General features: G+C 72.3%; 23 protein-coding genes and 1 pseudogene. 11 read left to right on the forward strand and 13 right to left on the reverse strand.

Annotated elements, in window-relative coordinates:
* Window positions 1-107 precede the first annotated feature (107 nt).
* Window positions 108-1,469 carry an RsmB/NOP family class I SAM-dependent RNA methyltransferase gene (locus tag Q8W71_RS27540; RefSeq protein ID WP_305528604.1) on the reverse strand — a complete coding sequence of 454 codons (1,362 nt, stop codon included), beginning with the start codon at window positions 1,467-1,469 and terminating at the stop codon, window positions 108-110.
* Window positions 1,470-1,523: 54 nt separating this feature from the next.
* Between Q8W71_RS27540 and Q8W71_RS27545 the strand changes: the two genes are divergently transcribed.
* Window positions 1,524-1,751, forward strand: a complete 228-nt coding sequence (locus tag Q8W71_RS27545; protein ID WP_305528605.1) for a DUF1674 domain-containing protein — start codon at window positions 1,524-1,526, stop codon at window positions 1,749-1,751.
* Between the two features lie 304 nt (window positions 1,752-2,055).
* Here Q8W71_RS27545 and Q8W71_RS27550 read toward each other — a convergent pair whose 3' ends face one another.
* Window positions 2,056-3,066 (reverse strand): 2-keto-3-deoxygluconate permease, encoded by a 1,011-nt coding sequence (locus Q8W71_RS27550; RefSeq protein WP_305528606.1) that lies wholly within the window; start codon window positions 3,064-3,066, stop codon window positions 2,056-2,058.
* A gap of 278 nt (window positions 3,067-3,344) precedes the next feature.
* On the opposite strand from Q8W71_RS27550, the gene Q8W71_RS27555 reads away from it, so the two are divergent.
* The gene (locus Q8W71_RS27555; RefSeq protein ID WP_305528607.1) at window positions 3,345-3,653 is read left to right on the forward strand and encodes a cupin domain-containing protein; all 309 of its coding nucleotides are present in this window, start codon (window positions 3,345-3,347) and stop codon (window positions 3,651-3,653) included.
* A 62-nt stretch (window positions 3,654-3,715) separates the two neighbouring features.
* Here the strand turns inward: Q8W71_RS27555 and Q8W71_RS27560 are convergent, their stop codons facing one another.
* Together Q8W71_RS27560 and bluB are read right to left on the reverse strand one after the other, a co-directional pair.
* A complete protein-coding gene (locus Q8W71_RS27560; protein WP_305528608.1) occupies window positions 3,716-4,225 on the reverse strand; it encodes a L,D-transpeptidase in 510 nt (169 codons plus the stop codon).
* Window positions 4,226-4,456: 231 nt separating this feature from the next.
* Window positions 4,457-5,128: a 5,6-dimethylbenzimidazole synthase gene (gene bluB, locus Q8W71_RS27565; RefSeq protein ID WP_305528609.1), complete on the reverse strand. Its 672-nt coding sequence runs from the start codon at window positions 5,126-5,128 to the stop codon at window positions 4,457-4,459.
* A 348-nt stretch (window positions 5,129-5,476) separates the two neighbouring features.
* On the opposite strand from bluB, the gene Q8W71_RS27570 reads away from it, so the two are divergent.
* Window positions 5,477-5,851 (forward strand): DUF2794 domain-containing protein, encoded by a 375-nt coding sequence (locus Q8W71_RS27570; protein WP_305528610.1) that lies wholly within the window; start codon window positions 5,477-5,479, stop codon window positions 5,849-5,851.
* Window positions 5,852-5,854: 3 nt separating this feature from the next.
* Here the strand turns inward: Q8W71_RS27570 and Q8W71_RS27575 are convergent, their stop codons facing one another.
* The 4 genes from Q8W71_RS27575 to Q8W71_RS27590 all read right to left on the reverse strand — a co-directional run bounded on the left by Q8W71_RS27575 (window position 5,855) and on the right by Q8W71_RS27590 (window position 11,419).
* A complete protein-coding gene (locus tag Q8W71_RS27575; RefSeq protein WP_305528611.1) occupies window positions 5,855-6,745 on the reverse strand; it encodes a dihydrodipicolinate synthase family protein in 891 nt (296 codons plus the stop codon).
* Window positions 6,746-6,831: 86 nt separating this feature from the next.
* Entirely contained in the window at window positions 6,832-7,608 is a 777-nt protein-coding gene (locus Q8W71_RS27580; RefSeq protein WP_305528612.1) for a Bax inhibitor-1/YccA family protein, read from the reverse strand.
* A 245-nt stretch (window positions 7,609-7,853) separates the two neighbouring features.
* Window positions 7,854-10,427 (reverse strand): ABC transporter permease, encoded by a 2,574-nt coding sequence (locus Q8W71_RS27585; RefSeq protein WP_305528613.1) that lies wholly within the window; start codon window positions 10,425-10,427, stop codon window positions 7,854-7,856.
* Between the two features lie 290 nt (window positions 10,428-10,717).
* Window positions 10,718-11,419, reverse strand: coding sequence for an ABC transporter ATP-binding protein (locus tag Q8W71_RS27590; protein WP_305528614.1), 702 nt, complete (start codon window positions 11,417-11,419; stop codon window positions 10,718-10,720).
* A 192-nt stretch (window positions 11,420-11,611) separates the two neighbouring features.
* On the opposite strand from Q8W71_RS27590, the gene Q8W71_RS27595 reads away from it, so the two are divergent.
* Both Q8W71_RS27595 and thpR read left to right on the forward strand, forming a co-directional pair.
* Window positions 11,612-12,205, forward strand: a complete 594-nt coding sequence (locus Q8W71_RS27595) for an arylesterase (RefSeq protein ID WP_370875558.1) — start codon at window positions 11,612-11,614, stop codon at window positions 12,203-12,205.
* Complete coding sequence (gene thpR / locus Q8W71_RS27600) at window positions 12,205-12,744, forward strand: RNA 2',3'-cyclic phosphodiesterase (RefSeq protein ID WP_305528616.1); 540 nt, start codon at window positions 12,205-12,207, stop codon at window positions 12,742-12,744. The genes Q8W71_RS27595 and thpR overlap by 1 nt, the downstream gene beginning before the upstream one ends.
* A 3-nt stretch (window positions 12,745-12,747) precedes the next feature.
* Here thpR and coaA read toward each other — a convergent pair whose 3' ends face one another.
* The 3 genes from coaA to Q8W71_RS27615 form a co-directional block, all read right to left on the reverse strand.
* Window positions 12,748-13,719: a type I pantothenate kinase gene (gene coaA, locus Q8W71_RS27605; RefSeq protein WP_305528617.1), complete on the reverse strand. Its 972-nt coding sequence runs from the start codon at window positions 13,717-13,719 to the stop codon at window positions 12,748-12,750.
* Window positions 13,716-14,039 carry a phosphoribosyl-ATP diphosphatase gene (locus Q8W71_RS27610; RefSeq protein ID WP_305528618.1) on the reverse strand — a complete coding sequence of 108 codons (324 nt, stop codon included), beginning with the start codon at window positions 14,037-14,039 and terminating at the stop codon, window positions 13,716-13,718. Before Q8W71_RS27610 ends, coaA begins: the two co-directional genes overlap by 4 nt.
* 126 nt (window positions 14,040-14,165) lie before the next feature.
* On the reverse strand, window positions 14,166-15,113 hold the full coding sequence (locus Q8W71_RS27615; protein WP_305528619.1) for an aspartate carbamoyltransferase catalytic subunit: 948 nt from the start codon (window positions 15,111-15,113) through the stop codon (window positions 14,166-14,168).
* Window positions 15,114-15,355: 242 nt separating this feature from the next.
* On the opposite strand from Q8W71_RS27615, the gene Q8W71_RS27620 reads away from it, so the two are divergent.
* From Q8W71_RS27620 to topA, 5 genes are all read left to right on the forward strand, one after another.
* Window positions 15,356-16,210 carry a cytochrome b/b6 domain-containing protein gene (locus Q8W71_RS27620; protein WP_305528620.1) on the forward strand — a complete coding sequence of 285 codons (855 nt, stop codon included), beginning with the start codon at window positions 15,356-15,358 and terminating at the stop codon, window positions 16,208-16,210.
* Window positions 16,207-17,169 (forward strand): molybdopterin-dependent oxidoreductase, encoded by a 963-nt coding sequence (locus Q8W71_RS27625; protein ID WP_305528621.1) that lies wholly within the window; start codon window positions 16,207-16,209, stop codon window positions 17,167-17,169. Before Q8W71_RS27620 ends, Q8W71_RS27625 begins: the two co-directional genes overlap by 4 nt.
* 217 nt (window positions 17,170-17,386) lie before the next feature.
* On the forward strand, window positions 17,387-17,707 hold the full coding sequence (locus Q8W71_RS27630) for a hypothetical protein (protein WP_305528622.1): 321 nt from the start codon (window positions 17,387-17,389) through the stop codon (window positions 17,705-17,707).
* A gap of 4 nt (window positions 17,708-17,711) precedes the next feature.
* The gene (locus tag Q8W71_RS27635; RefSeq protein WP_305528623.1) at window positions 17,712-18,116 is read left to right on the forward strand and encodes a hypothetical protein; all 405 of its coding nucleotides are present in this window, start codon (window positions 17,712-17,714) and stop codon (window positions 18,114-18,116) included.
* Window positions 18,117-18,334: 218 nt separating this feature from the next.
* Complete coding sequence (gene topA / locus Q8W71_RS27640) at window positions 18,335-21,004, forward strand: type I DNA topoisomerase (protein WP_305528624.1); 2,670 nt, start codon at window positions 18,335-18,337, stop codon at window positions 21,002-21,004.
* Window positions 21,005-21,086: 82 nt separating this feature from the next.
* On the opposite strand, the gene Q8W71_RS27645 is transcribed toward topA, so the two are convergent.
* Window positions 21,087-21,272: a hypothetical protein gene (locus Q8W71_RS27645; RefSeq protein WP_305528625.1), complete on the reverse strand. Its 186-nt coding sequence runs from the start codon at window positions 21,270-21,272 to the stop codon at window positions 21,087-21,089.
* A gap of 344 nt (window positions 21,273-21,616) precedes the next feature.
* On the opposite strand from Q8W71_RS27645, the gene parE reads away from it, so the two are divergent.
* Entirely contained in the window at window positions 21,617-23,689 is a 2,073-nt protein-coding gene (gene parE / locus Q8W71_RS27650; RefSeq protein ID WP_305528626.1) for a DNA topoisomerase IV subunit B, read from the forward strand.
* A gap of 170 nt (window positions 23,690-23,859) precedes the next feature.
* Here parE and Q8W71_RS27655 read toward each other — a convergent pair.
* Window positions 23,860-23,979, reverse strand: a pseudogene (locus Q8W71_RS27655) (porin family protein); the annotation flags it as partial.

Below are 23,979 nucleotides of genomic sequence, written 5' to 3' on the forward strand. Positions count from 1 at the left end.
ACGCGGGCGGGGCGCGAGAGCGCGTCACTACACAATTCCGTGGAGCCGTGCCCGATCGCAACGCGACCGGGCACGGCTCTAGACCGATTTCGGACGGGATGGAACGCTCACGCCGTCCGCCGCAGCCGGCTGGCGAAGAACCCGTCGAGGCCGCCGCGGGTGCCAGCCACCTCGGGCAGGTGGCACGGCAGGGTGCGCAGGTCGCCGTTGCCGTCGATCAGCTCGGTCAGGCCGCCGACCTCGTCGGGCCGCACCGGCACGCGCTCGAACCGCGCGTTCCGGGCGAGGAAGGCGGCCACCTGCGCCTCCCCCTCCTCCGGCTCCAGCGAGCAGGTGCAGTAGACGAGGCGCCCGCCCGGCCGCACCAGCTCCGCCGCCCGGTCGACCAGGCGCGCCTGGAGGTCGACGAGCCGGGCGATGTCGGCCTCCGTCTTGATCCAGGCGGCGTCCGGGTGGCGGCGGAGCGTGCCGGTGGCCGAGCACGGCGCGTCGAGCAGCACCGCGTCGCTGTCCTCGGACTCGAAGGCCAGGGCATCCGCCACCGTGATGTCGACCGCGAGGCGAAGTCTCGAAACATTCTCGCGCAGGCGTTCGAGGCGCGGGGCGGAGCGGTCGAGCGCCGTGACCCGGGCGCCGCGGCTCGCGAGCTGCAGGGTCTTGCCGCCCGGCGCGGCGCAGAGGTCGAGCACGCGCTCGCCCGGCCGAACGTCCAGCAGCCGGGCGGGGAGCGCGGCGGCGGCGTCCTGCACCCACCACGCGCCCTCGGCGAATCCCGGCAGCTCCGGGATCGGCGGACCGCCCTCGGGCAGGCGGAGCGAGCCGGTCGGCAGGCGGGTCGCGCCGAGGCGGTCGGCCCAGGCGTCCGCGTCGTCGCGCGGCGTCAGGTCGATCGTCGCGCCGGCGAGGTGGGCCCGGGCGATCGCGTCCGCCCGCTCCGCCCCGTAGGCGGCGACCCAGCGTCGCCCGAGCCAGTCCGGGGCGTTGTCGGCGAGGGGATCTGCCCCGGCCAGGATCGCATCGCGCTCCCGGGCGATCCGGCGCAGCACGGCGTTGGCGACGCCGGCCATGTGGGCGGTGCGCGGATCCGCCTTGGCGAGCCGCACGGCGAGGTCGACGGCGGCGTGGTCGGGCACCGCGAGGTCGAGGATCTGGGCGGTGGCGGTGGCGAGCAGCGCGACCAGCCGCGGCTTGTCGGCGGGCAGGCCCTTGGCGAGGCGGGCGTCGAGGGTGCGGCGGATCAGGCCGAGGCGCCGGAACGTCGCGGTGGCGATCGCCCGGGCCAGCGCCGCGTCGGCGGGCGCCAGCCGCTCCGCCCGGACCGCCTGGGCCAGCGCCTCGTCGAGGGCGGGCGGGCGCGCGCCGCCGATCAGCTCGGCCACCGCCCGCGCCGCCGCCCGCCGGGCGCCGAGCCCGGCGCTCTCCGCCTCGATCCCCTCCGCAGCGTTGCGGACCCTGCCTCGCGGTGCCACTTGAGTCCTGAATCTTCCAGCCCCAGCGCACGCCCTCCCACCCGAGCGAGCCCGATGCAAGACAGGACCGGACAGGACACCCCTGCGCAGGCGCCGCAGCCGCCCGCGCGCACCCTCAGCCCGGCCGCCGAGCGGGCGCTCGCCGAGGCGGCCGAGCGGCGCAAGGCGATCGACGACCGCGCCGCGGCGATCCGGGCGAACCCGGAGCACCAGGGCCGGGGCGGGCTGGAGCCGGTGCGCTACGACGATTGGGAGGTGAAGGGGCTCGCCGTCGATTTCTGAGCACGCCCCGGCTCGGCATCGTGCCGCGCCGGTCTTTGCGTCGGCCGATCCCAGCCCCCCTCATCCTGAGGCGCTGGAGCGCAGCGGAGGCCTCGAAGGAGCCCTCCAGCCGGCCGCGCGATCCCTGGAGCCCTCCTTCGAGGCCCGCTCTCGCGGGCACCTCAGGATGAGGTGGAGGGTCGGATATATCCCTCGGCTCGCCGCGTCGTATCCTGTGGGCAACGCGATCGCGAACGGCTCCAAGCCTCTGTCCTGACGCGCGGTCCCTCTCGCCGGACCGGCATCCACCTCGGCGGAGAGCGCACTAATCGACGGGCACAGGGTGCGCGTAGTGCGGCTCGTCCGTCCGGTCGGTCTCCGCGACCCCCTCCCCGAAGCGCCGGTACCAGAGCCCGGTGAGGATCGGCACGAGGATCGAGGTGACGATGATGCAGATCGTCACGAGCACGGTCGCGGTCGGCGCGGCCGGGGCGAATTGCGGCGCCACGGCCGCGATGGCCAGGGGATTGGCCGCCGCCGCGCCCGCGGTGGACGAGGCGGCCAGCCCCGCCGTGCCGGTGCCGCCGCCGATGTACTTGTCGGCCAGGATCAGCGGGATGCCGGTCAGCACGATCACCGCCAGCGCGAGGACCACGCCGAGCCCCGCCAGCGGCGAGAGCAGGTTGTTGAGATCGACCGTGTTGCCCAGCGCGAAGGCGAAGAACGGGATCATCAACTGGCCGCCGGGGGCGAAGAACGCCCGCAGCTTCGGGTCGAGGTTGCCCAGCGCGAAGCCCACGAGGAACGGCAGCACCGCGCCGACGAAGATCTGCGGCTCGAAATGCGCCGCCCCCGAGGCGCCGAGGATGATCATGCTCATCAGCGGCCCGGACTCGATCGAGGTGAGGATGAAGGCCCCGGCCTCCTCGCGGCTGCCGTAGGTCTGCATCAACGAGGCGTAGAGGCCGCCGTTGGTCATATCCATCGCGCAGACCACCGCCAGGATCGACAGGCCGGCGAAGAAGCCGGTCTGGATCCCCTCCGCCGGGATGAACAGCGAGGCGACGAGCACGATCACCCAGGCTGCGATCAGCTTGGTGAGGACCAGCGTGCCGGATTTGCGCAGCACGGTCCCGGTCGCCCGCAGCGACACCGAGGCGCCCATGCAGAAGAACCACACCGCGAGGATCGGGATCACGCCGGTCATGATGCCCTGCGTGAAGCCCTTGAAGTACAGCGGCGCGCCCGGCACGAAGGTCTTGCACAGGGCTCCGAGCAGGAGCGGCACCAGCATCAGGCCGCCCGGTATCCTGTCGATCGCACGCTTGATGTCCATGGCGCGTCCTCCCGATTGTATTTTGTTGGAAGACGCAACCTGATGCGAAAGATCACCGGCCCGTCTCGGGGACTCGGGACCTGTGCCGGTCGCGTCTACGACTGTATGGCGGGCCATCTTTCGGCGTCATACGACTTCCGTCAAGCGACCTCCGTCAAGTCGGCCGGCGGCCCGCTTCCGTGCCGGTACCCGCGCGGCAGCGGTGCGGCGTCGCGGCCGGGGCCGGAACGCCGGGCCGCGGCGCCCGTTGGCCCGGGCTACGGCAGGAGGGGTTCCAGATGGCGACGAAGGTATCGGCCCACACGGCGGCGGCGGGGCCGCACGGGGAGATCGGTCTGGCCGCGGGCGAGCGGCTCGGCATGCGGATGTGGCGGGCGGAGGAGCCGAACGCCGACAAGCCGATGACGACCTCGCCGCACGAGACGGTGGGCTACGTCATCAGCGGCCGGGCCGAGCTGGTCCTGGGCGGCGAGACCGTGGCGCTGGCGCCCGGCGATTCCTACCTCGTCCCGGCGGGGGTGGAGCACACCTACCGCATCCTGGAGACGTTCACCTCGGTGGAGGCGACCGCGCCGCCGGCCAAGTGAGAGCGGATCCTGAGGGTGGATCGGGGCGCGGGCCGGGCTGCCCGCACGCGCCCCGGCCCCGCTCAGCGCGTCATGTAGACCGGCGTGCCGACGCCGACGCGGCCGTAAAGATCGACCACGTCCTGGTTGTACATCCGGATGCAACCGTAGGACGCCCAGGTGCCGATCGAGCTCGGCCGGTTGGTGCCGTGGATCGCGTACTGGCCGCCGGCCAGCGTCATCGCCGCCGCGCCCATCGGGTTGTGCGGCGAGCCGCCGGCGATGAGGTTCGGCAGCCGCGGGTTGTCGCGCTTCACCTCCCACGGCGGCGACCACGCGGGGGCGACGTACTTGCCGTCGATCACCGCGGTGCCGAACCACTGCTTGCCGGGCTTGCCGACCGCCACGGGGTAGCGGATCGCCGTGCCGTCGCCGTTGACGAGGTAGAGGCGGCGCTCCGAGGCGCTGATCACGATCGTGCCCGGCGACGCCCCGGCGGCGTAGGGCACCACCTCGCGCGCCTGCGCCGCCCCCGCGAGCCCCGCCAGCAGCACACCGACGACCCCCGACACCACCGATATCCGACGCGACATCCCGGCCATCCCCGCAAGCGTGAGCGTATGCGGGCCAGTAATCCCCGGATCGGCGGCGGCGTTCCAGGGAAAGCTATGGTTGATCCGGGACGAACCACGGAAAGCGCGGACGAGGGTAAAGGAGCAGCGTGAACCGGCCCGGCGAATGCTGTGTTTCGCGGTAAGCTCTGCGCAGTCCGCACCCGGAATCACCGCGGACGCCCGGACCGGGGGACGAAGAGTCGAAAAAAATCAGCGCTCGAGCAGCTCGGCGCCGCGGGGGTCCTCGGGCTGCCAGCCGTGGCGCTCCAGCTCCGGATCGGCGTGCTCCTCCTGCGGCCAGCCGAGGCAGAGATAGGCGACGAGGCGCCACGCGGGCGGCACGGCCAGGATCCCGGCCACTGCCTCCGGCTCCAGGATCGACACCCAGCCGACCCCGAGCCCCCGGGCGCGGGCGGCGAGCCACAGGCACTGCACCGCGCCGACCACCGAGTAGGCCAGAGTTTCCGGCATGGTCGCGCGGCCGAGGCCGAGGCCGGTCCCGGTGGCCGCGTCGCAGAAGGCGGCGAGGTGGACCGGCGCCTCCCGCAGCCCGGCGAGCTTGAGCGCCCGGTACTGCGCGGCGCGCGCCGCCTCGTAGGTGCCGGCCGCGGCCTCGTTGCACCGGCCGAAGCTGTCCGCGACGGCGGCCCGGCGCCCGGGGTCCGAGACCCGCACGAACCGCCACGGCCGACTGTTGCCGACCGACGGGGCGCGATGGGCGGCGGCGAGGCAGGCACGCAGGGCGGACTCGTCCACCGGGTCGGTCCGGAAGCGGCGCACGTCGCGGCGCCACGCGAACAGCGTGTCGAGCGCCTCCGTGAAGGCGGCGTCGAAGACGGGCGGGCGCGCGTGCTGGGCCGTGGGCATGGCCCGTGAGGCCATAGCCGCATCGCCCGGGACACCGCAAAAACAAAAAGAGGCCGCCCGGGTGGGCGGCCTCAAGTCCCTTGGGTCTCGAAACCTCGGAGTGCCGGATCTCCGTGATCCGAACCGGCGGCCGAGGGCTGGGGAGCTCGGGTTTCGGCCGCCGGCCGGGCGTGATCCGGCGAGGTTCGATCGCTGTTGTCGGCCGGCAACGCGGCCCGGAAAAGGCCTGAATCGGGCGAAACCGTGTTTTTTGTCGCTTGGGTGTGTCCGGTCCGCAACGGGCGCGCGGGGCGCCGCGGCCCCTTGCGGCCCGGGGCGGCGGGGACCATCATCCCGGCTAACGAAGCGCGCCACGGAGTGACGATGAGCGAGAGGACGAGCGCCGGGCCGCAGCCCGACGACGCGGCGGGTCACGTCATCCCCTTCCCCGCCCGAACCGCTCCTCCGCAGGTCGCCTTCAACCGGGACGAGTTGCGGGTCATCTTCAACCTCTACGGACGGCGGGTCGCCGAGGGCGAGTGGCGCGACTACGCCCTCGATTTCCGCCGGGACAAGGCGGTGTTCTCGATCTACCGGCGGACCTCCGAGATGCCGCTCTACCGGATCGAGAAGGACCCGAAGCTCGCCCGCCGCCAGGGCGCCTACGCGGTGATCGCCGCGGGCGGCCTGGTGATGAAGCGGGGCACCGACCTCGCCCGGGTGCTCGCCGTGCTGGAGCCGCCGCCGCGGGCGGTGTGAGGCTCAGGCCAGATCGAGCCGCCGCACCGTCGCGACGATCTGCGCCTGTACCGCCTCGGGCAGAGGCAGGATCGGGCGCGGCGGCGTGGCCGCGATCCCGCGGGCGGCCGCCAGCGCGTACATCACCCGCAGGCTCGAATGGGCCCGGAACAGGTCCCAGAGCGGGGCCAGCGCGCCGTCGAGCGCCCGCGCCCGGTCGGCGTCGCCGGCCTGCGCGGCGCGGGTGATCGCGCGGCAGGTTCGCGGGAACAGCCCGGCCGCGACGGAGTACCAGCCGTCCCCGCCCACGAGCAGCGCCGCAGTGACGTTCCAGTCGCCGCTGAAGCCGACCGGGAACCCGTCCGGCACGGCCGCGCGCAGGGCCGCGACCGTCTCCGCGGCCCCGGACGGTTCCGGGGCCGGGCACTTGGCGGCGACGATGCCGGGCAGCCGCGCGAGCCGGCCGAGCAGGGCCGGGGTGAACCGGAAATGCGTGGTCCCCGGATTGTCGTAGACGACGAGCGGCAGGCCGCTCCCGTCGGCCACCGCCGCGAAATGCGCGACCACCTCGTCCTCGGTCAGCGGCGTGTACGAGACCGGGGCGAGCAGGCCGGCCTCGGCGCCCGCCGCCCGGGCCTCCCGAGCCAGGGCCACGGCCGCGTCGGTGCGCAGCGCCCCGACGCCGACGAGGAGCGGCACCCGCCCGCCGACGAGCGCGGCGGCGATCTCCACCGCGCGTCGCCGCTCGTCGGGGGCGAGGTAGGCGTAGGTGCCGGTGCTGCCGAGCAGCCCGATCGAATCGACCCCCGCCTCGACGAGCGGCGTCAGCAGCCCGCGGAGGGCTTCGGCGTCGACCCGGCCGTCGGGATCGCACGGGGTGATCGGGAAGGCGGAGAGGCCGGTGTAGCGCGACATCCCCGCACGATAGCGCGCGAAGGTGCCAAAAAAGAACCCCGGCGGTCTCCCGCCGGGGCTCCTCAGGTCCGTCCCGGTCGCTGCGCTTAGCGGCGGTCGCCGATCAGGGTCAGCAGGAACTGGAACATGTTGATGAAGTCGAGGTACAGCGTCAGGGCGCCGTTGACCGACATCTTGGCCGCCATCTCACCGTCGAAGCCGCCGTAGAGGTACATCTCCTTGAGCTTCTGCGTGTCGTAGGCGGTCAGGCCCGCGAAGATCAGCACGCCGAGCACCGAGATGGCGAACTGCAGCGCCGAGGAGGCGAAGAAGATGTTCACCAGCGAGGCGAGGATGATGCCGATCAGGCCCATCATCAGGAACGAGCCCATGCCCGACAGGCTGCGCCGGGTGGTGTAGCCCCACAGGCTCAGGCCGCCGAAGGCCGCCGCCGTGATGAAGAACACCTGGATGACGCTCGCCCCCGTGAACACGAGGAGCAGGGTCGACATCGAGGCGCCCATCACCGCCGCGAAGGCGAAGAACATCGTGCGGGCCGAGGCCGCCGACATCCGGTCCATCCGGAAGGAGAACACGAAGATGAAGGCCAGCGGCGCCAGCATCAGCACCCACTTGAGCGGGCTGGTGTAGAGCATCTGCCCGAACGGGCTCAGCACCGGGCGGGTGCCCTGGTAGGCCGCGACCGCGGCCATGTTGAGCCCGAGCGCCACGAGGCCGGAAATGCCCAGCCCCACGATCATGTTGTTGTAGACGCCGAGCATGAAGGTGCGCAGGCCCTGGTCGACCTCGACCTGGGTGCCCGCGTAGCCGGCCGGCTGCTGCTGCTGGGCGCCGTACCGGAAGGGACTGTTCTCGAAGGCCATGGGAGTTTCCTTGCGGAGGCTCTCTCAGCGTGGAGTTCGGTTCGAGGCCCACGCAGGACCTCTGGCGCCGGGTGGCGCCTCGACCGGGAATATGTTGCGTGGCGCGGCGGCGCACAAGTGCCCAGCCGAGGTTACGTCCCCGCTTTTCGGCCCCGAGCGCCTGTAAATTTGTTCATGAAACCAGGGATTAAAAAGCGTTAAGCCCGTGGCGCCCGGCGTCTCGACTGGCCGGCGACCGCCTCAGCTCAGAACTGACGCAGGTACGGCGCCGGCTTCTGGCCGAGGATCCGCCACGTCCCGGCCAAGCCCAGCAGCACCGCGAACAGCACCGCCGCTGCGGCGGCGGCGAGCGCCCCCGAGAGATCCAGCCGGAAGTCGAGCTTCATCACGCTCCCGACGATCACCCAGCCGGCGAGGCTGCCGGCGATCAGCCCGAACAGGGCGGTGACGAGGCCGAGCGCGGCGTACTCGACGGCGTAGGCAGCCAGCAGCCGGGCGCGGCTCGCGCCGAGCACCTTCAGCACCACGGCGTCGTAGAGCCGCGCCCGGTGCCCCGCCGCGATCGCGCCCGCCAGCACGAACAGGCTCGCGAGCACCGCGACCGCGCTCGCCCCGCGGATCGCCAGGACCAGTCGGCCGACGAGGTCGCCCACCGCGTCGAGCGCGTCCTTGACCCGTACGGCGCTGACCGCGGGGAAGTCCTTGGCCACACCGCGCAGGATGCGGTTCTCGGCCGCCGCGTCGGTGCCGCCGGGCAGCGTCAGCGTCGCGAGGTCGGAGTGCGGCGCGCCGCGGAACGTGCCGGGGGAGAACACCATCACGAAGTTGATGCCGAGGTTGCGCCACTCCACCCGGCGCAGGTTGAAGATCCGCGCCGTGAGGTCGCGCCCCAGCACGTTGACGGTGATCGCGTCGCCGACCTTCAGGCCGAGCTGCCGGGCGAGCTCCGCCTCGAAGGAGACGAGCGGCTCGCGCCCCTCCTCCGCATTCCACCAGCGCCCGTCGGTGAGGGTCGAGCCCTCCGGCAGGGCGTCGGCGTAGGTGATGCCGCGGTCGCCGTCGAGCACCCAGGCCGCGTCCTCCGGCGGCCGGATCCTGGCCGCCGGCACCCCTTTCAGGGCGGCGATGCGCCCGCGCATCATCGGCACCTCCTCGATCTTGCCGGTCGGCGCCGCCTCCCCGAGGAAGGCGCGGAACCGGGCGGCCTCGCGCGACGGGATGTCGAGGAAGAACAGGTTCGGGGCCCGGGCCGGCAGGCTCGCGGAGATCGTGCGCCGCACGTTGGCGTCAATCAGGCTGAGGGTGACGAGGAGCGTCACCCCGAGGCCGAGCGAGAGCACGATCGCCGGGGTCAGGGCGCCCGGCCGGTGGAGGTTGGCCAGCGCCATCCGCGGGGCCGGGCGGCGCGGGTGCGGCAGGCGGCGGGCGAGCGCCATCAGCCCGAGGGCGACCCCGTGCAGCAGCCCGAAGGCGATGCCGGCCGCCGCGATGAAGATCAGCGCCACCCGCCGGTCGAAGGCGGTGACGACCGACAGGGCGACGAGGAGCGCCAGGGCCGCCACGAGCCACAGCCGGTAGCGCAGGCGCGGGCTGACGCGGGCCGGGTCGACCGTGTCCCGGAACAGGCCGGAGACCGGCACGTCGTGGGCGCGCCCGAGCGGCGTGATCGCGAAGGCGAAGGCGGTCAGCAGGCCGTAGCCGGCGGCGAGCGCCAGCTCCCCGGGCGCCAGCGTCGGGTTGAGCGGCAGCGGCAGGTCGGCGGAGAACAGCGCGTCGAGGACGAAGGGCAGGCTCGCACCGACCGCGAGGCCGATCGCCGTCCCGAGCGCGGCGATCAGCATCACCTGCGTCAGGTAGAGGGCGACCACCTGCGAGCCCGGGGCGCCGACGCTCTTCAGCGTGGCGATCGACGGGCGCTTGCGCTCGACGAAGGCGTGCACGGCGTTCGCCACGCCGACCCCGCCGACGATGAGCGCCGTGAGCCCGACGAGCGTCAGGAACTGGGTGAAGCGCTCGATGCTCTTGGCGAAGCGCGGGTCGGCATTGGTGCGGGCGCGGACCTCCCACCCGGCCTCCGGCGTCGCCGCCTTGATCCGGGCCTGGGCCGCGTCGAGGTCGGCGCCCGCGGGCAGGATCAGGCGGTAGCTCCAGCGGTTGAGGCTGCCGGGCTGGACGAGACCGGTGGCCCGCAGCGTCGCGTCCGAGACGAGCAGGCGGGGGCCGAAGCCGATGCCGCCGGCGATCTTGTCGGGCTCGGTGCGGATCGTGCCCCGTAAGCGCACGTCGTGGCCGGCGAGGGCGATCCGGTCGCCGACCTTCACGTCGAGGCGGGTGAGCAGCGCCGGGTCGGCCAGCGCGCCGGGCACGCCGTCGCGGGGGGCGAGGAGGTTGGCCAGCGGCTCGGCCGGGTCGGTGACGAGGTCCCCCGCCGCCGGATAGGTGGCGGGGTCGACCGCCTTCAGCTCGACGAGGGCGGCGTCGCCGCCGGGCGCCGTCGCCATGGCCCGCAGCAGCGCCACGGTGTCGAGCCGGCCCTCGCGGGTCAGCGCGGCGCGCTCGGCCTCCGTCGCCTCGCGGTTGATCAGGTTGTAGGCGAGGTCGCCGCCGAGGATGCGCTGGCCTTCCCGTCCGAGCCCGTCCGAGAGCGAGCGCGAGATCGAGGCGACGCCGCTGATCGCCGCGACGCCGAGCGCGATGCAGGCGAGGAACACCGCGAAGCCGGAGAGGCCGCCGCGCAGCTCGCGCAGGGCGAGGCGCAGCACGAGGGGAACGCGCCTGGGCTGGCGGGGGGTGCCGGAGGTCGGGATCGTGCCGTGCATGGGTGTTCAGATCCCGGCCACGCGCATCTCCCTCCCCCCTCTGCGGGGGAGGGTGGCCCAAAGGGCGCCCTGGGCGCGAGCGAGGGTCGGGAGAGGGGAGCCCGGTATCCGGCACGAGCGCGGTGCGGATGCCGCGCGCCATATTCGGCACCGGCGCTCCCCTCTCCCCCTCTGCTGCGCAGCGTACCCTCCCCCACGGATCTCGGGCCTGCCCGAGATCCGCAAGAGTGCCCATGTCGGGCAGGCCCGACATGGATGGGGGGCGGGAGAGCGGAGGAGGCTTCGCCCGGTCACGCCGCCACCGGCTCCTCGACCTGGCCCGAGCGCAGGCGCACGGTCCGGTCGCACAGGCGGGCCAGCCCGTTGTCGTGGGTGACGAGGACGAGCGTGGCGCCGCGGTCGCGCTTCAGCCGGAACAGCAGGTCGACGATCTGGCGGCCGGTGGCCTCGTCGAGGTTGCCGGTCGGCTCGTCGGCCACCAGGATCGCCGGATCGGGGGCGACCGCGCGGGCGATGGCGACGCGCTGCTGCTCGCCGCCCGAGAGCTGCGCCGGGTAATGGTGCAGCCGGTGCCCGAGCCCCACCGCCTCCAGCTCGGCCCGGGCACGGTCGTAGGCGTTGTCGCGGTCGGCCAGCTCCAGCGGCAGGGCGACGTTCTCCAGCGCGGTCATCGTCGGCACGAGGTGGAAGGCCTGGAACACGATGCCGATGCGCCGCCCCCGGAAGCGGGCGAGCGCGTCCTCGTCGAGGCGGGCGAGGTCGGTGTCCTCGATCACCACGCCGCCGGAATCCGGCCGCTCCAGCCCGGCCATGACCATCAGCAGCGTCGACTTGCCGGAGCCCGAAGGCCCAACCAGGCCCACCGCCTCGCCGCGCCCGACACTGAGCGAGATCCCGCGCAGCACGTGGACGCGCGCCGCGCCCCGCCCGAGGCTGAGGTCGATGCCGGTCAAAGCGATGGCCGGCTCGACGGAAACCTTGTCCGCGCTCACGGTCCGTCCGATCTGTGGGCGATGACGAGCAGCATGCGATTTCCGTCCCGTTCGAGGGTGCAGCGCGATATGGGCGGCGCATTGGGGCCGCGCCATGGCTGCGGCCACGGTTTCCGGTCCCGGGCGCCGTTTGCCGCACGCCTCCTCGCCCTCCTGGCCCTGCTCGCGATGACCTTGCCGACCCTCTCACCGATGCCCGCCCTGGCCGAGCCGGCCCATCCCCTCAAGCTCGTGGCGCTCGGCGACAGCCTCACCGCGGGCTACCAGTTGCCGGCCGCCGCGGCGTTCCCCGCCGTGCTGGAGCGGATGCTTCGGGCGAAGGGCCGCGCGGTGACGATCGCCAATGCCGGCGTCTCCGGCGAGACCGCGACCAACGGCCTCGACCGGGTGGACTGGTCGGTGCCGGACGGGACCGACGGCGTCATCCTCGAACTCGGCGCCAACGACATGCTGCGCGGCACCGACCCGAAGGTGACGGAGGGGGCGCTCGCGGCGATCATCGAGCGGCTGAAGGCCCGGGGCATCCCGGTGCTGCTCACCGGCATGCTGTCGGCGCCGAACATGGGTCCGGACTACAAGGCGCGCTTCGACGCGATCTACCCGGCGCTGGCCAAGCGCTACGGCCTGACCCTCTACCCGTTCTTCCTCGACGGCATCATCGGCGACCGCGCCCTGCACCTCGCCGACGGGCTGCACCCCAACAGCCGCGGCGTCGAGACCATCGCCGCCCGCATCCTCCCCACCACCGAGACGTTCCTGGACGGTCTCGGCAAGGGAGGGCACTGATGCCGCGCCTGTTCACCGGCCTCGCGGTGCCGCCGGAGATCGCCGCCGCGCTCCAGGCCCATCGCGGCGGCCTGCCCGGCGCCCGCTGGATCGAGCCGTCCGACTACCACGTCACTCTGCGCTTCCTCGGCGACATCGACGCCCCCACCGCCGACGATTTTTTGGACCTGCTGTCGGAGATGCGGCCGCGGGCGCCGCTGACGGTGACGCTGGAGGGGATCGGCTCCTTCGGCGGCGACCGGCCGCGGGCGCTCTACGCCGCGGTCCGGCCCACGTCCGAACTCGCCGACCTCCAGGCCGAGCAGGAGCGGCTCGTCCGCCGGGCGGGCGTCGCGCCGGAGAAGCGCAAGTTCACGCCGCACGTGACGCTCGCCCGGCTGAAGCGCGAGGCGACCCCGGAGGGGGTGGCGATGTACCTCTCGCAGGGGCCGGTGTTCGCAGCCCTCGCCTTCATCGCCGACCGGGTGACCGTGTTCTCGGCGCGGGAGTCGACGGGGGGCGGGCCGTACGTGGCGGAGGCGGAATTTCCGTTCGCGTGACGGCTACAGCCGCCGCAGCGCCACGCTCTCGATCCGGTGGCTCGCGCCCTTCGTCAGGATCAGGCTCGCCCGCTGGCGCGTGGGAAGGATGTTCTCGCGCAGGTTCGGCAGGTTGATCGTGCCCCACAGCCGGTCGGCGATCTCCAGCGCCTCGGCCTCGGGCACCTCCGCGTACTTGCGGAAGTAGGAGCGCGGGTCGCGGAAGGCGGTCTGGCGCAGGCGCATGAAGCGGGTCACGTACCAGCGGTGCAGGTCGTCCTCGTGCCCGTCGAGGTAGATCGAGAAGTCGAAGAAGTCGGAGACGAACGGGATCGCCGTGCCGTCCCGGGGCAGCCGCGCGGGCTGGAGGACGTTCAGGCCCTCGACGATCAGGATGTCGGGGCTCTCCACCGCCCGCTCCTCGCCGGGCACGCGGTCGTACACGAGGTGCGAGTAGAGCGGCGCCGTCACGCGGCGCTGGCCGGCCTTCACGTCATGGAGGAAGCGCAGCAGCGCCGCCGTGTCGTAGCTCTCCGGAAAACCCTTGCGCTCCATCAGGCCGCCCGCGGCGAGCTCGGCGTTCGGGAACAGGAACCCGTCGGTGGTGACGAGGTCGACCTTCGGGGTGTTCGGCCAGCGGGCGAGCAGGGCGGCGAGGATGCGGGCGGTGGTCGACTTGCCGACCGCCACCGAGCCGGCCAGCCCGATGATGTAGGGCACCTTCGGCTCGCGCTCGGCCATCAGGAAGCGCTGGGTGGCCTTGAACAGCCCCTGCGTCGCCGCGACGTAGAGCGACAGCAGCCGCGACAGCGGCAGGTAGATCGCCACCACCTCCTCGACCGAGATCGGGTCGTTGAGGGATTGCAAGCGCTCCAGATCCTCCGCCTTGAGGGTCAGCGGCGCGTCGGCGCGCAGATGCGCCCATTCCTCGCGGGTGAAGCGGCGGTAGGGCGAGAGGCCGTCCGACGCGTCGAGGGCGACGGTCGGCGCGTTCACGCGTGCCGCCTCGCGGCCTTCTCGGCCAGGCCGCTCTGGGCGGTGCGGCGCTCCAGCTCCGCCATCACCGCCTCCAGCTCGACGCCGCCGGCCCTGAGCAGGACCACGAGGTGGTAGAGCACGTCCGCCGCCTCGTTCTTCAGCCCCTCGCGGTCGCCCTGGACCGCGGAGATCGCCGCTTCCACCGCCTCCTCGCCGAGCTTCTTGGCGGCCTTGGCCGGGCCCTCCGACAGGAGCTTGGCGGTGTACGATTCCTCGGGGTCGGTGCCGGCGCGGCTCGCCACGAGGCGGGCGAGGTCGGCGAGGGTGTAGGCGCTCATGACGGGTCTTGCATCCGGACGGCCGGCTGGGTTCGAAATCGCGGGGGACACTGCGTCAGCGCCGCCCGGCCGGCAAGCGGGCGGGGGTGAGAGCGGCGGTGCTTTGTTGCACCCGCGAAGGGCGCGTCAGCCGTTCGGCAGGTGGTGGGCCAGGGCGTCGAGCACCGCCATACGCACGGCGACGCCCATCTCGACCTGCTCGCGGATCAGCGACTGCGCGCCGTCGGCGATCTCCGAGGAGATCTCGACGCCGCGGTTCATCGGTCCGGGATGCATCACCAAAGCGTCGGGCGCGGCGAGCGCGAGCTTGTCGGCGTCGAGCCCGAAATAGCGGAAGTACTCCTTCACCGAGGGGACGAAGGAGCCGTTCATGCGCTCGCGCTGGAGGCGCAGCATCATCACGATGTCGCAGCCGGCGAGCCCCTCGCGCATGTCGGTGAAGGTCTCGACGCCGAAGCGCGCGATCCCGGCCGGCAACAGGGTCGAGGGCGCGATGAGCCGCACCCGGGCGCCGAGCGCCTGGAGCAGGATGATGTTCGAGCGCGCCACCCGCGAGTGCAGCACGTCCCCGCAGATCGCCACCCGAAGGCCCTCGATCCGGCCCTTGTTGCGGCGGATGGTCAGCGCGTCGAGCAGCGCCTGGGTCGGGTGCTCGTGGGCGCCGTCGCCGGCGTTGACCACCGAGCAGTCGACCTTGCGGGCGAGCAGGTGCACCGCGCCGGCCGACTGGTGGCGCACGACGATGATGTCCGGCCGCATGGCGTTCAGCGTGGCCGCGGTGTCGATCAGCGTCTCGCCCTTCTTCACCGAGGACGCGGCGACCGACATGTTCATCACGTCGGCGCCGAGCCGCTTGCCGGCGAGCTCGAACGACGATTGCGTGCGGGTCGAGGGCTCGAAGAACAGGTTGATCTGGGTGCGCCCGCGCAGGGTGGTGCGCTTTTTCTCCACCTGACGGGAGATGTCGACGGCCGCGTCGGCGGCGTCGAGCAGGCCCTCGATCTCGATGCGGTTCAGACCCTCGATGCCCAGCAGGTGCCGGTGCGGGAAGGTCGCTGGGGTGGTGGCGCTCATCTCGGGGGCCGGGTGTAGGTCCGCCCCGCCCGGCCCGCAAGCGTGCGCGGCGGCCCCGGCCCGGCGTTTTCGGTCACGCTGGTAACTTTCGCCGCCCGCGCCACGTACAGCCCATGCCGTGCGCGCCCCGTGCGCCGCCGCGGGCGCCGGTTCGGCGTGACAGTTCGCATCGACACGACACCGGGAGTGCCGCGTCCGGCCGCCCCGCGGCCCGGCCCGGGACCCGTCGCGAGGCCGCACGCTTGGACGCCACGACCCCCGCCCTCGACACCCGCGAGACCGTCGCGCCCGACGGCCGCCGCCTGATCTACCGGCACCCGCTGGTGATCCGGCTCGCCCACTGGATCAACGCCGCCGTGCTGCTGGTGCTGCTGATGAGCGGCCTGCAGATCTTCAACGCCCACCCGGCCCTGTACTGGGGCGCGGTCTCGACCTTCGACGACCCCGCGCTGGCGATCACCAGCGAGGCGGGCCGCGGCGGGACCAATCGCGGCGTCGTCTATCTCGGGGCGACGAAATTCGACACGACCGGCTGGCTCGGCCTGTCGAAGGAGGCGGGCTCCGAGATCGACCGGGCGTTCCCGTCCTGGGCGACCCTGCCGGCCGGCCAGGATCTCGCCACCGGGCGGCGCTGGCACTTCCTGTTCGCGTGGTTCCTGGTGCTCAACGGCGCGGTCTATCTCGCCTACGGCCTCGCCAGCGGCCAGTTGCGCCGCCGCCTCATCCCCGACGGCGACCAGATCCGCGATTTCGGCGGCTCGGTGAAGGAGCACCTCCTGCTGCGCTTCCCCGAGGGCGAGGAGGCGAAGCGCTACAACGTCATCCAGAAGCTCACCTACCTCGCCGTGGTGCTGGTGCTGCTGCCGGCGATGGTGCTCGCCGGGCTCGCCATGTCGCCGGGCATGGACGCGGCGTGGCCCTGGCTGATCGACCTGTTCGGCGGCCGGCAATCGGCCCGCACCGTCCACTTCATCGCCGCCGGCCTGCTCGTGCTGTTCGTGATCGTGCACGTGGTGCTGGTGCTGGTCTCGGGCGTGGTCAACAACCTGCGCGGGATGATCACCGGCTGGTTCAGCATCGGAAAGGCCCCGCGATGATCCTCCCCCGCCGCCGTCTGCTGACCGGGGGCGCGGCGCTCGCCGGGGCCGCGCTGCTGGGCGGCTGCGACCGCTTCGCCGGCACCGAGACCGGGCGCCGCACCCTCCAGGCCGGCGAGGACGCGACCCTGTTCGTGCAGCGCCTGCTGATGTCGCCGTCCACCCTGGCCCGCGAGTTCCCGGAGGCGATGATCTCGCCGTGGTTCAAGCCGAACGGCACGATCGACCCGCCGGACCGCGCCTACAGGGCGCTGGCGGCGCGGAAATTTTCGGATTTCAAGCTGACGGTCGACGGGCTCGTGGAGACGCCGCTCACGCTGAGCCTCGCGGACCTGCGCGCTCTGCCGGCCCGCACCCAGATCACCCGGCACGATTGCGTCGAGGGCTGGAGCTGCATTGGCAAGTGGAGCGGCGTGCCGCTGGCCGAGCTGCTGAAGCGGGCCGGTCTGAAGCCGCAGGCTCGGTTCGCGGTGTTCCACTGCGCCGATACGCTGGAATACGCCGGCGGCGGCTTGGAAGGCGGCGGCGACGGCGCATGGCTGCGCCCCGAGCATCCGGGCGCGGTGCGCGACGCCTACGTCCAGCTCGCCGCGGCCGACGATTGGGGCGGCCCCCCGGCTGGGGAGAAATCCGGTGCCGCGGAGTCCGGTAAGGACGACTGGGGCGGGAGCGATGCGGCGCCCGAGCCCGAGGACCGGCGCACGCCGATCCGGTACTACGAGAGCATCGACCTGTTCGACGCCTTCGCCCCGCAGACGATCCTGGCCTACGACCTCAACGGCCAGCCGCTGCCGGTCTCGAACGGAGCCCCCTTGCGCCTGCGCGTCGAGCGCCAGCTCGGCTACAAGCAGGCCAAGTACGTGATGCGCGTCGAGATGGTGTCGACGCTCTCCGGCACCGGCGACGGCCGCGGCGGCTACTGGGAGGACCGCGGCTACGAGTGGTACGCGGGGATGTGAGGCTTCCGTCGGTCGACGCCCGTCAGTATCCTCGCGCATCTTCGATGGTGCTCCGATAATTCCGAGCGCGGCTTCGGGATCGGTCGGGCCGGATGCGGTGTCTCGTAGCGGCAGGTTTCGGATCACGTCTGGCGATGGTCGCAATGTGCCGGATCGACCCTGACGGGGCCTCTGCACGCGGAGTTCAGTCCGTCGAGAAGCGCAGCGTGAGCCCTTGATGTGGCTGCCCGATTCCATCACGGTCACGATCACCGAACTCGATGTCGGCGATACGGTCCTGATCGAGATCGACACCCCGGCCGGGCGGGTGGACATCCTGTGCAAGTTGGCGTGGTCGGGCCGCACGCTCTACATGTGTGAGGCCCATGTCGGCGGGCTCCGGAAAGGCGCGCTGCGCCGCGAGGGCCTGAACGCCATCGGAGCCCGGATCCTGATCGAGGCACAGGTCGATGCGCTTGTCGTTGAAGGAGCTGAGAGAACGACGGGAGCTGGGCCGCACCGCGGTCGAAGGCCGCCGCCCTTCCGGTATCCCCGTTGAGATCGTGCTGCTGGCCCAGCGCACGATCGAGCAGCCCGTCGAACTCGCCCGCGCGCTGTGCGATTTCGGGTTGAGTCTCGGTGTCGCCCACGACGTGCTCAACCGGCTCGCGCGGGGTGAGCGCGTTCCGGTGACGCTGCATCTGACCGCGAGCGGCGAGACCCCGTTCGCCCTCTGCCGTTTCGGCCTGGAGTTCGTTCAGCCGGCCGTGCCGGCACGCGTATCGTCCGCGCTCGAGACCGTATCACCCGACATCCGGAGCGCGATCGAGAGCTGGGCCCGCTCACAGCCGTCGCGCCCGGCCCTCGACGCAGCCGTCGACCTCATCCTCCGGACGTATCTCACCGAACACGGGTTGCTGAGCGGCCTACCGGCGCGGCCGAAGCCCGAACTGCACGGCAGGACATAGAGCCGCGTTCCGGATCCGTGTTTTCGCTCGGCTTGTCGGCGGTGATCACCGCACCCGCGACCCGCGCGGATCGAGCGGCCCGCCATTTGACATCCCGCGACCGCTGACCCACTTGTGCCCGGCGCGAGGCCCCGGCCGACGGCGGGTGCGCGTTCCGCGCCACCCCAAGACAATCCATCCGCCCTGTTGCGGCCCGGGAGACGGCCAGAGGTTCCTTGATGAAAGTCGTCGTCGTCGAGTCGCCGGCCAAGGCCAAGACGATCAACAAGTATCTCGGCCGCGACTACGAGGTGATCGCCTCCTTCGGGCACATCCGCGACCTGCCGGCCAAGGACGGCTCCGTCGATCCGGACCAGGATTTCCGCATGGTCTGGGAGCTGGCGGACCGGGGTTCCAGCCGGGTCAGCGAGATCGCCAAGGCGGTCAAGGGCGCCGACAAGCTGATCCTCGCCACCGACCCGGACCGCGAGGGCGAGGCGATCTCCTGGCACGTGCTGGAGGCGCTCACCGCCCGCAAGGCGCTCAAGGGCATCCCGGTGGAGCGGGTGACCTTCAACGCCATCACCAAGGCGTCCGTCGAGCAGGCGATGCGCCGCCCGCGCGAGATCGACCAGGCGCTGGTCGACGCCTACCTCGCCCGCCGGGCGCTCGACTACCTCGTCGGCTTCAACCTCTCGCCGGTGCTGTGGCGCAAGCTGCCGGGCGCGCGCTCCGCGGGCCGCGTCCAGTCCGTGGCGCTCCGCCTCGTGGTCGAGCGCGAGATGGAGATCGAGGCGTTCAAGCCGCGCGAGTACTGGACGATTGTCGCGACCCTCGTCACCGAGGGCGGCGGCGTGTTCGAGGCGCGCCTCGTCGGCGCGGACGGCAAGCGGATCCAGCGGCTCGACGTCGGCAACGCCGAGGAGGCCGCGGCCTTCAAGCGCGACCTCGAGACGGCGACCTTCGCGGTGGCGAGCGTCGAGGCCAAGCCGGCCAAGCGTCATCCGCAGCCGCCGTTCACCACCTCGACCTTGCAGCAGGAAGCCTCGCGCAAGCTCGGGATGGCGCCCGCGCAGACGATGCGGGTGGCGCAGCGCCTCTACGAAGGCGTCGATGTCGGCGGCGAGACGGTCGGCATCATCACCTACATGCGGACCGACGGCGTCGACATGGCCCCCGAAGCGGTGGCCGATGCCCGCCGGGTGATCGCCAAGGAGTTCGGCGACCGCTACGTGCCGGGTGCCCCACGCAAGTACAGCGCCAAGGCGAAGAACGCCCAGGAGGCGCACGAGGCGGTGCGCCCGACCGACATGGGCCGCCTGCCCAAGCAGGTCACCCGCCACCTCGATACCGAGCAGGCCCGGCTCTACGACCTGATCTGGACCCGCACCATGGCGAGCCAGATGGAATCCGCCGAGCTGGAGCGCACCACGGTCGACGTGACCGCGACCGCGGGCGGCCGCCGGATCGAGCTGCGCGCCACGGGACAGGTGGTGAAGTTCGACGGGTTCCTCGCCCTCTACCAGGAGGGCAAGGACGACGAGGAGGACGAGGAGAGCCGCCGCCTGCCGCCGATGAAGGCGGGCGACCCGCTGCGGCGCGAGCGCATCGCCTCCACGCAGCACTTCACCGAGCCGCCGCCACGCTACTCCGAGGCGAGCCTCGTCAAGCGCATGGAAGAGCTCGGCATCGGCCGCCCGTCGACCTACGCGGCCGTGCTCCAGACGCTGCGCGACCGCGAGTACGTCAAGATCGAGAAGAAGCGGCTCCAGCCCGAGGACAAGGGCCGGCTGGTGACCGGCTTCCTGGAGAGCTTCTTCCGGCGCTACGTCGAGTACGACTTCACCGCCGGCCTGGAGGAGCAGCTCGACCGGGTCTCGAACGCCGAGATCGACTGGCGGGCGGTGCTGCGCGACTTCTGGCGCGACTTCTCGGCGGCGATCGGCGAGACCAAGGAACTGCGCGTCGCCGAGGTGCTGGAGGCGCTGAACGGCCTGCTCGGCCCGCACATCTTCCCGGACCGGGGCGACGGCGCGAATCCGCGCGCCTGCCCGAACTGCGGCGGCGGCCAGCTCTCGCTGAAGCTCGGCAAGTTCGGCGCGTTCATCGGCTGCTCGAACTACCCCGAATGCACCTACACCCGCCAGCTCTCGGCCTCGGGCGTGGAGGGCGACGGTGACGGCTCGTCGGCGGACGGCGGACAGCCCGGCGTGCGGGTGCTCGGGCAGGATCCGACGACCGGCCTGCCGGTGACGGTGCGCGACGGGCGGTTCGGGCCGTTCCTGCAACTCGGCGAAGCGTCGCCCGAGAAGGGCGCGGAGAAGCCGAAGCGGTCGTCGCTGCCGAAGGGGCTCGCCCCCTCGGAGGTCGACCTCGCCAAGGCGCTGGCCCTGCTGTCGCTGCCGCGGGAGGTCGCCCGCCACCCCGAGAGCGGCGATCCGATCCTGGCCGGCATCGGCCGCTACGGCCCCTACGTGCAGCACGGGCGGACCTACGCCAATCTCGGCAAGGACGACGACGTTCTGGAGATCGGCGGCAACCGGGCGATCGACCTGATCGTCGCCAAGGAGCAGGGCGGTCGCGGCCGGCCCGCGGGCGATCCGGGCCGCACCGTCGGCCGGGACGAGACGTCCGGGCGCGACCTCGTGGTGAAGGCTGGCCGCTACGGGCCCTACGTCACGGACGGCGAGGTGAACGCCACGCTGCCGAAATCCATGAGCGCCGACGCGCTGACGCTCGAAGAGGCGATCGGGCTGGTGAACGCCAAGCGCGCGTCGGGCGGAGGCAAAGGGGCCGGCAAGGCGGGTGCGCGCAAGAAGGCCGCGCCCCGCAAGGCGAAGGCGGCCGCCGATAAGCCGAAGAAAGCCGCCAAACCCGCAGCCCGGGCGAAGAAGAGCGCCGCCGAGTAAGGGTTACTCCGCCGGATCCGAGGCCGGTTCGACCCGACGCGCCCGTGTCGGGTCGGCGGGTTCGGAGACGCTTGGTTCGGCGTCAGACGAGGTAGGTGATCGTCGCCGCGACTGCCGTGGCGAAGGTCGCCAGCGCGATCGTGGCCGGGGCGGTGAGGAGCCGGGCCTGCGGCGCCGCGCCCTCTTCCTCGCAGCCGAAGGCGGCGCCCGCGGCGTGCTCGAACCGGATCAGGGCGCTGTGGCGCTCCTCCGTCGCGGCGCTGGTCATCGGTGCCTCCCTGATCACGGCCAAGGTTCGATCCCCATCGGAACGCGTGTTCCGGCCCGCCGGTTCCGGTGCGCCCGGTCCCGGCCCGGTGCGGCCGGAGCGAACGCCTACGCCATCGGTTCTTAACCACCCGCTCTGCAACGTCCCGATGACGCCGCCGCCCGCCGCCCGGGCCGCGCGCTGGCGGGGGGCGGTCCCGCGATGCTACGACCCGCCGGAATGCCCCCCGCGGGGGCTTTGATGTTTCCTGTTTGTTCCGCTATGATGCGGGGATGAAGGCGCATGCACCCAGACGCGAATCCTCGGCTGTCCTCCCGGCGACCGGCGGTCGCAGGAGTGGGCGCGTGAGCGATCCGGCCCGCGACCTGTTCGGGCCCGGCGCCAGGGTCCCGAAAGAGGCCTCGAAGGAGGTCGCGCCCGAGGCGCGGCGCCGGCTCGCGGGCACCGCCTCGGTGACCGCGCTCGCCGCCGCCGAGCCCGAGGCCGGCTACACCGCCTCCGACATCGAGGTGCTGGAGGGGCTGGAGCCGGTGCGCCGCCGGCCCGGCATGTATATCGGCGGCACCGACGAGCGGGCGCTGCACCACCTCTTCGCCGAGGTGATCGACAACTCCATGGACGAGGCGGTGGCCGGCCACGCGAGCTTCATCGAGGTGGAGCTCGAAGAATCCGGCGCCCTCGTCGTCACCGACAACGGCCGCGGCATCCCCATCGACCCGCACCCGAAATTCCCGGGCAAGTCCGCGCTCGAAGTCATCATGACGACCCTGCACGCGGGCGGGAAGTTCGACTCGAAGGTCTACGAGACGAGCGGCGGCCTGCACGGCGTCGGCATCTCGGTGGTCAACGCCCTGTCCGACGTGCTGGAGGTCGAGGTCGCCCGCAACCAGACCCTTTACCGGCAGGCCTTCTCGCGCGGCCACGCGCAGGGCGCCCTGGAGATGGTCGGCCGGGTGCAGAACCGGCGCGGCACCCGAGTGCGCTTCCACCCCGACGCGCAGATCTTCGGCTCGCTGAAGTTCGACCCACGCCGCCTGTTCAAGATGGCGCGCTCGAAGGCGTACCTGTTCGGCGGCGTCGAGATCCGCTGGCGCTGCGCCCCCGCTCTCCTCGAAGGGCTGGAGGACGTGCCTCCGGAAGCTGTGCACCGCTTCCCCGGCGGCCTCTCGGACTACCTCGCCCGCGACATCGAGGGGAAGGAGCTCGTCACCGACGCGATCTTCTCCGGCAAGGTCACCAAGCCCGGCAGCCACGGCTCGCTCGAATGGGCGGTGGCCTGGATGACGGCCGACGACGGCGTCTCGCACTCCTACTGCAACACGATCCCGACGCCCGAGGGCGGCACCCACGAGGCGGGCCTGCGGGTCGCGCTGCTGCGGGCCCTGCGCGAGCACGCCGAGCGCGTGAACCAGGCCAAGCGGATGACCGCCGTCACCACCGACGACGTGATGGCGACCTGCGCCTCGATGCTGTCGGTGTTCATCCGCGAGCCGGAGTTCCAGGGACAGACCAAGGACAAGCTCGCCACCGTCGAGGCCCAGCGCATCGTCGAGACGGCGGTGCGCGACGCCTTCGACCACTGGCTCGCCGCCTCCCCGGCCCAGGCCAACAAGCTGCTCGACTGGGTGATCGACCGGGCGGAGGAGCGCCTGCGCCGCCGCCAGGAGAAGGAGGTCGCGCGCAAGAGCGCCACCCGCAAGCTGCGCCTGCCCGGCAAGCTCGCCGACTGCTCGGCGGCCGGGACCAGCGGCTCCGAGATCTTCATCGTCGAGGGCGACTCGGCCGGCGGCTCGGCCAAGCAGGCCCGGGACCGGGCCACCCAGGCGATCCTGCCGTTGCGCGGCAAGATCCTCAACGTGGCCTCGGCGAGCCGCGACAAGCTCGGCGCCAACCAGCTCATCTCCGACCTGACGCTGGCGCTCGGCTGCGGCACCGGGGCGGCCTTCCGCGAGGCGGATCTCCGCTATGAGAAGGTGATCATCATGACGGACGCCGACGTGGACGGCGCCCACATCGCCTCGCTGCTCATCACCTTCTTCTACCGGCAGATGCCGCGGCTGATCGACCGCGGCCATCTCTACCTCGCGATCCCGCCGCTCTACCGGCTCCAGCAGGGCTCGAAGGTCGCCTACGCCCGCGACGACGCCGACCGCGAGCGGATCGTCAAGACCGTGTTCAAGGGCGGCAAGGTCGAGATCGGCCGGTTCAAGGGCCTGGGCGAGATGATGCCGGCCCAGCTCAAGGAGACGACGATGGACCCGAAGAAGCGCACGCTCCTGCGCGTCGCGGTCCTCGACGAGGCCCGGGAATCGACCGGCGACACGGTGGAGCGCCTGATGGGCAACAAGCCCGAGGCCCGTTTCGCCTTCATCAGCGAGCGCGCCGCCTTCGCCGAGGGTGCCGATCTGGATATCTGACGGCGCGGACGAGATCGCCGTCCTGATCGCGCCGCTGCGAACCCTTCCGATTCCCAACACGACACCCGCCGGATCACGACGTGCGCGCGGGCTGGAGACGAAAAAAAGCCCGGCCTCGCGGCCGGGCTTTTTCCGATCGAGGGGGCGCGGCCGTGAGGCCGCGACCGACCTCAGTAGGATCCGAACTTGTAGTTCAGGCCTGCGCGGACGACGGCGAACTCGTCGTCGCGGCGGCCCACCGGGCTGAAGGCGACCGGCAGGAGGTTGGCGGCGTTGACGACCAGGGCGCC

It is taken from the genome of Methylobacterium amylolyticum (assembly GCF_030700245.1).
GTDB lineage: Bacteria > Pseudomonadota > Alphaproteobacteria > Rhizobiales > Beijerinckiaceae > Methylobacterium.

Excerpts from the sequence above, each read along its gene's own strand:
- Q8W71_RS27545 (WP_305528605.1), top strand. The coding sequence starts at position 1,524 with ATGCAAGACAGGACCGGACAGGACACCCCTGCGCAGGCGCCGCAGCCG.
- Q8W71_RS27550 (WP_305528606.1), bottom strand. The coding sequence starts at position 3,066 with ATGGACATCAAGCGTGCGATCGACAGGATACCGGGCGGCCTGATGCTG.
- Q8W71_RS27555 (WP_305528607.1), top strand. The coding sequence starts at position 3,345 with ATGGCGACGAAGGTATCGGCCCACACGGCGGCGGCGGGGCCGCACGGG.
- Q8W71_RS27560 (WP_305528608.1), bottom strand. The coding sequence starts at position 4,225 with ATGTCGCGTCGGATATCGGTGGTGTCGGGGGTCGTCGGTGTGCTGCTG.
- bluB (WP_305528609.1), bottom strand. The coding sequence starts at position 5,128 with ATGGCCTCACGGGCCATGCCCACGGCCCAGCACGCGCGCCCGCCCGTC.
- Q8W71_RS27570 (WP_305528610.1), top strand. The coding sequence starts at position 5,477 with ATGAGCGAGAGGACGAGCGCCGGGCCGCAGCCCGACGACGCGGCGGGT.
- Q8W71_RS27575 (WP_305528611.1), bottom strand. The coding sequence starts at position 6,745 with ATGTCGCGCTACACCGGCCTCTCCGCCTTCCCGATCACCCCGTGCGAT.
- Q8W71_RS27580 (WP_305528612.1), bottom strand. The coding sequence starts at position 7,608 with ATGGCCTTCGAGAACAGTCCCTTCCGGTACGGCGCCCAGCAGCAGCAG.
- Q8W71_RS27585 (WP_305528613.1), bottom strand. The coding sequence starts at position 10,427 with ATGCACGGCACGATCCCGACCTCCGGCACCCCCCGCCAGCCCAGGCGC.
- Q8W71_RS27595 (WP_370875558.1), top strand. The coding sequence starts at position 11,612 with ATGCCCGCCCTGGCCGAGCCGGCCCATCCCCTCAAGCTCGTGGCGCTC.
- thpR (WP_305528616.1), top strand. The coding sequence starts at position 12,205 with ATGCCGCGCCTGTTCACCGGCCTCGCGGTGCCGCCGGAGATCGCCGCC.
- Q8W71_RS27610 (WP_305528618.1), bottom strand. The coding sequence starts at position 14,039 with ATGAGCGCCTACACCCTCGCCGACCTCGCCCGCCTCGTGGCGAGCCGC.
- Q8W71_RS27615 (WP_305528619.1), bottom strand. The coding sequence starts at position 15,113 with ATGAGCGCCACCACCCCAGCGACCTTCCCGCACCGGCACCTGCTGGGC.
- Q8W71_RS27625 (WP_305528621.1), top strand. The coding sequence starts at position 16,207 with ATGATCCTCCCCCGCCGCCGTCTGCTGACCGGGGGCGCGGCGCTCGCC.
- Q8W71_RS27630 (WP_305528622.1), top strand. The coding sequence starts at position 17,387 with ATGTGGCTGCCCGATTCCATCACGGTCACGATCACCGAACTCGATGTC.
- topA (WP_305528624.1), top strand. The coding sequence starts at position 18,335 with ATGAAAGTCGTCGTCGTCGAGTCGCCGGCCAAGGCCAAGACGATCAAC.
- Q8W71_RS27645 (WP_305528625.1), bottom strand. The coding sequence starts at position 21,272 with ATGACCAGCGCCGCGACGGAGGAGCGCCACAGCGCCCTGATCCGGTTC.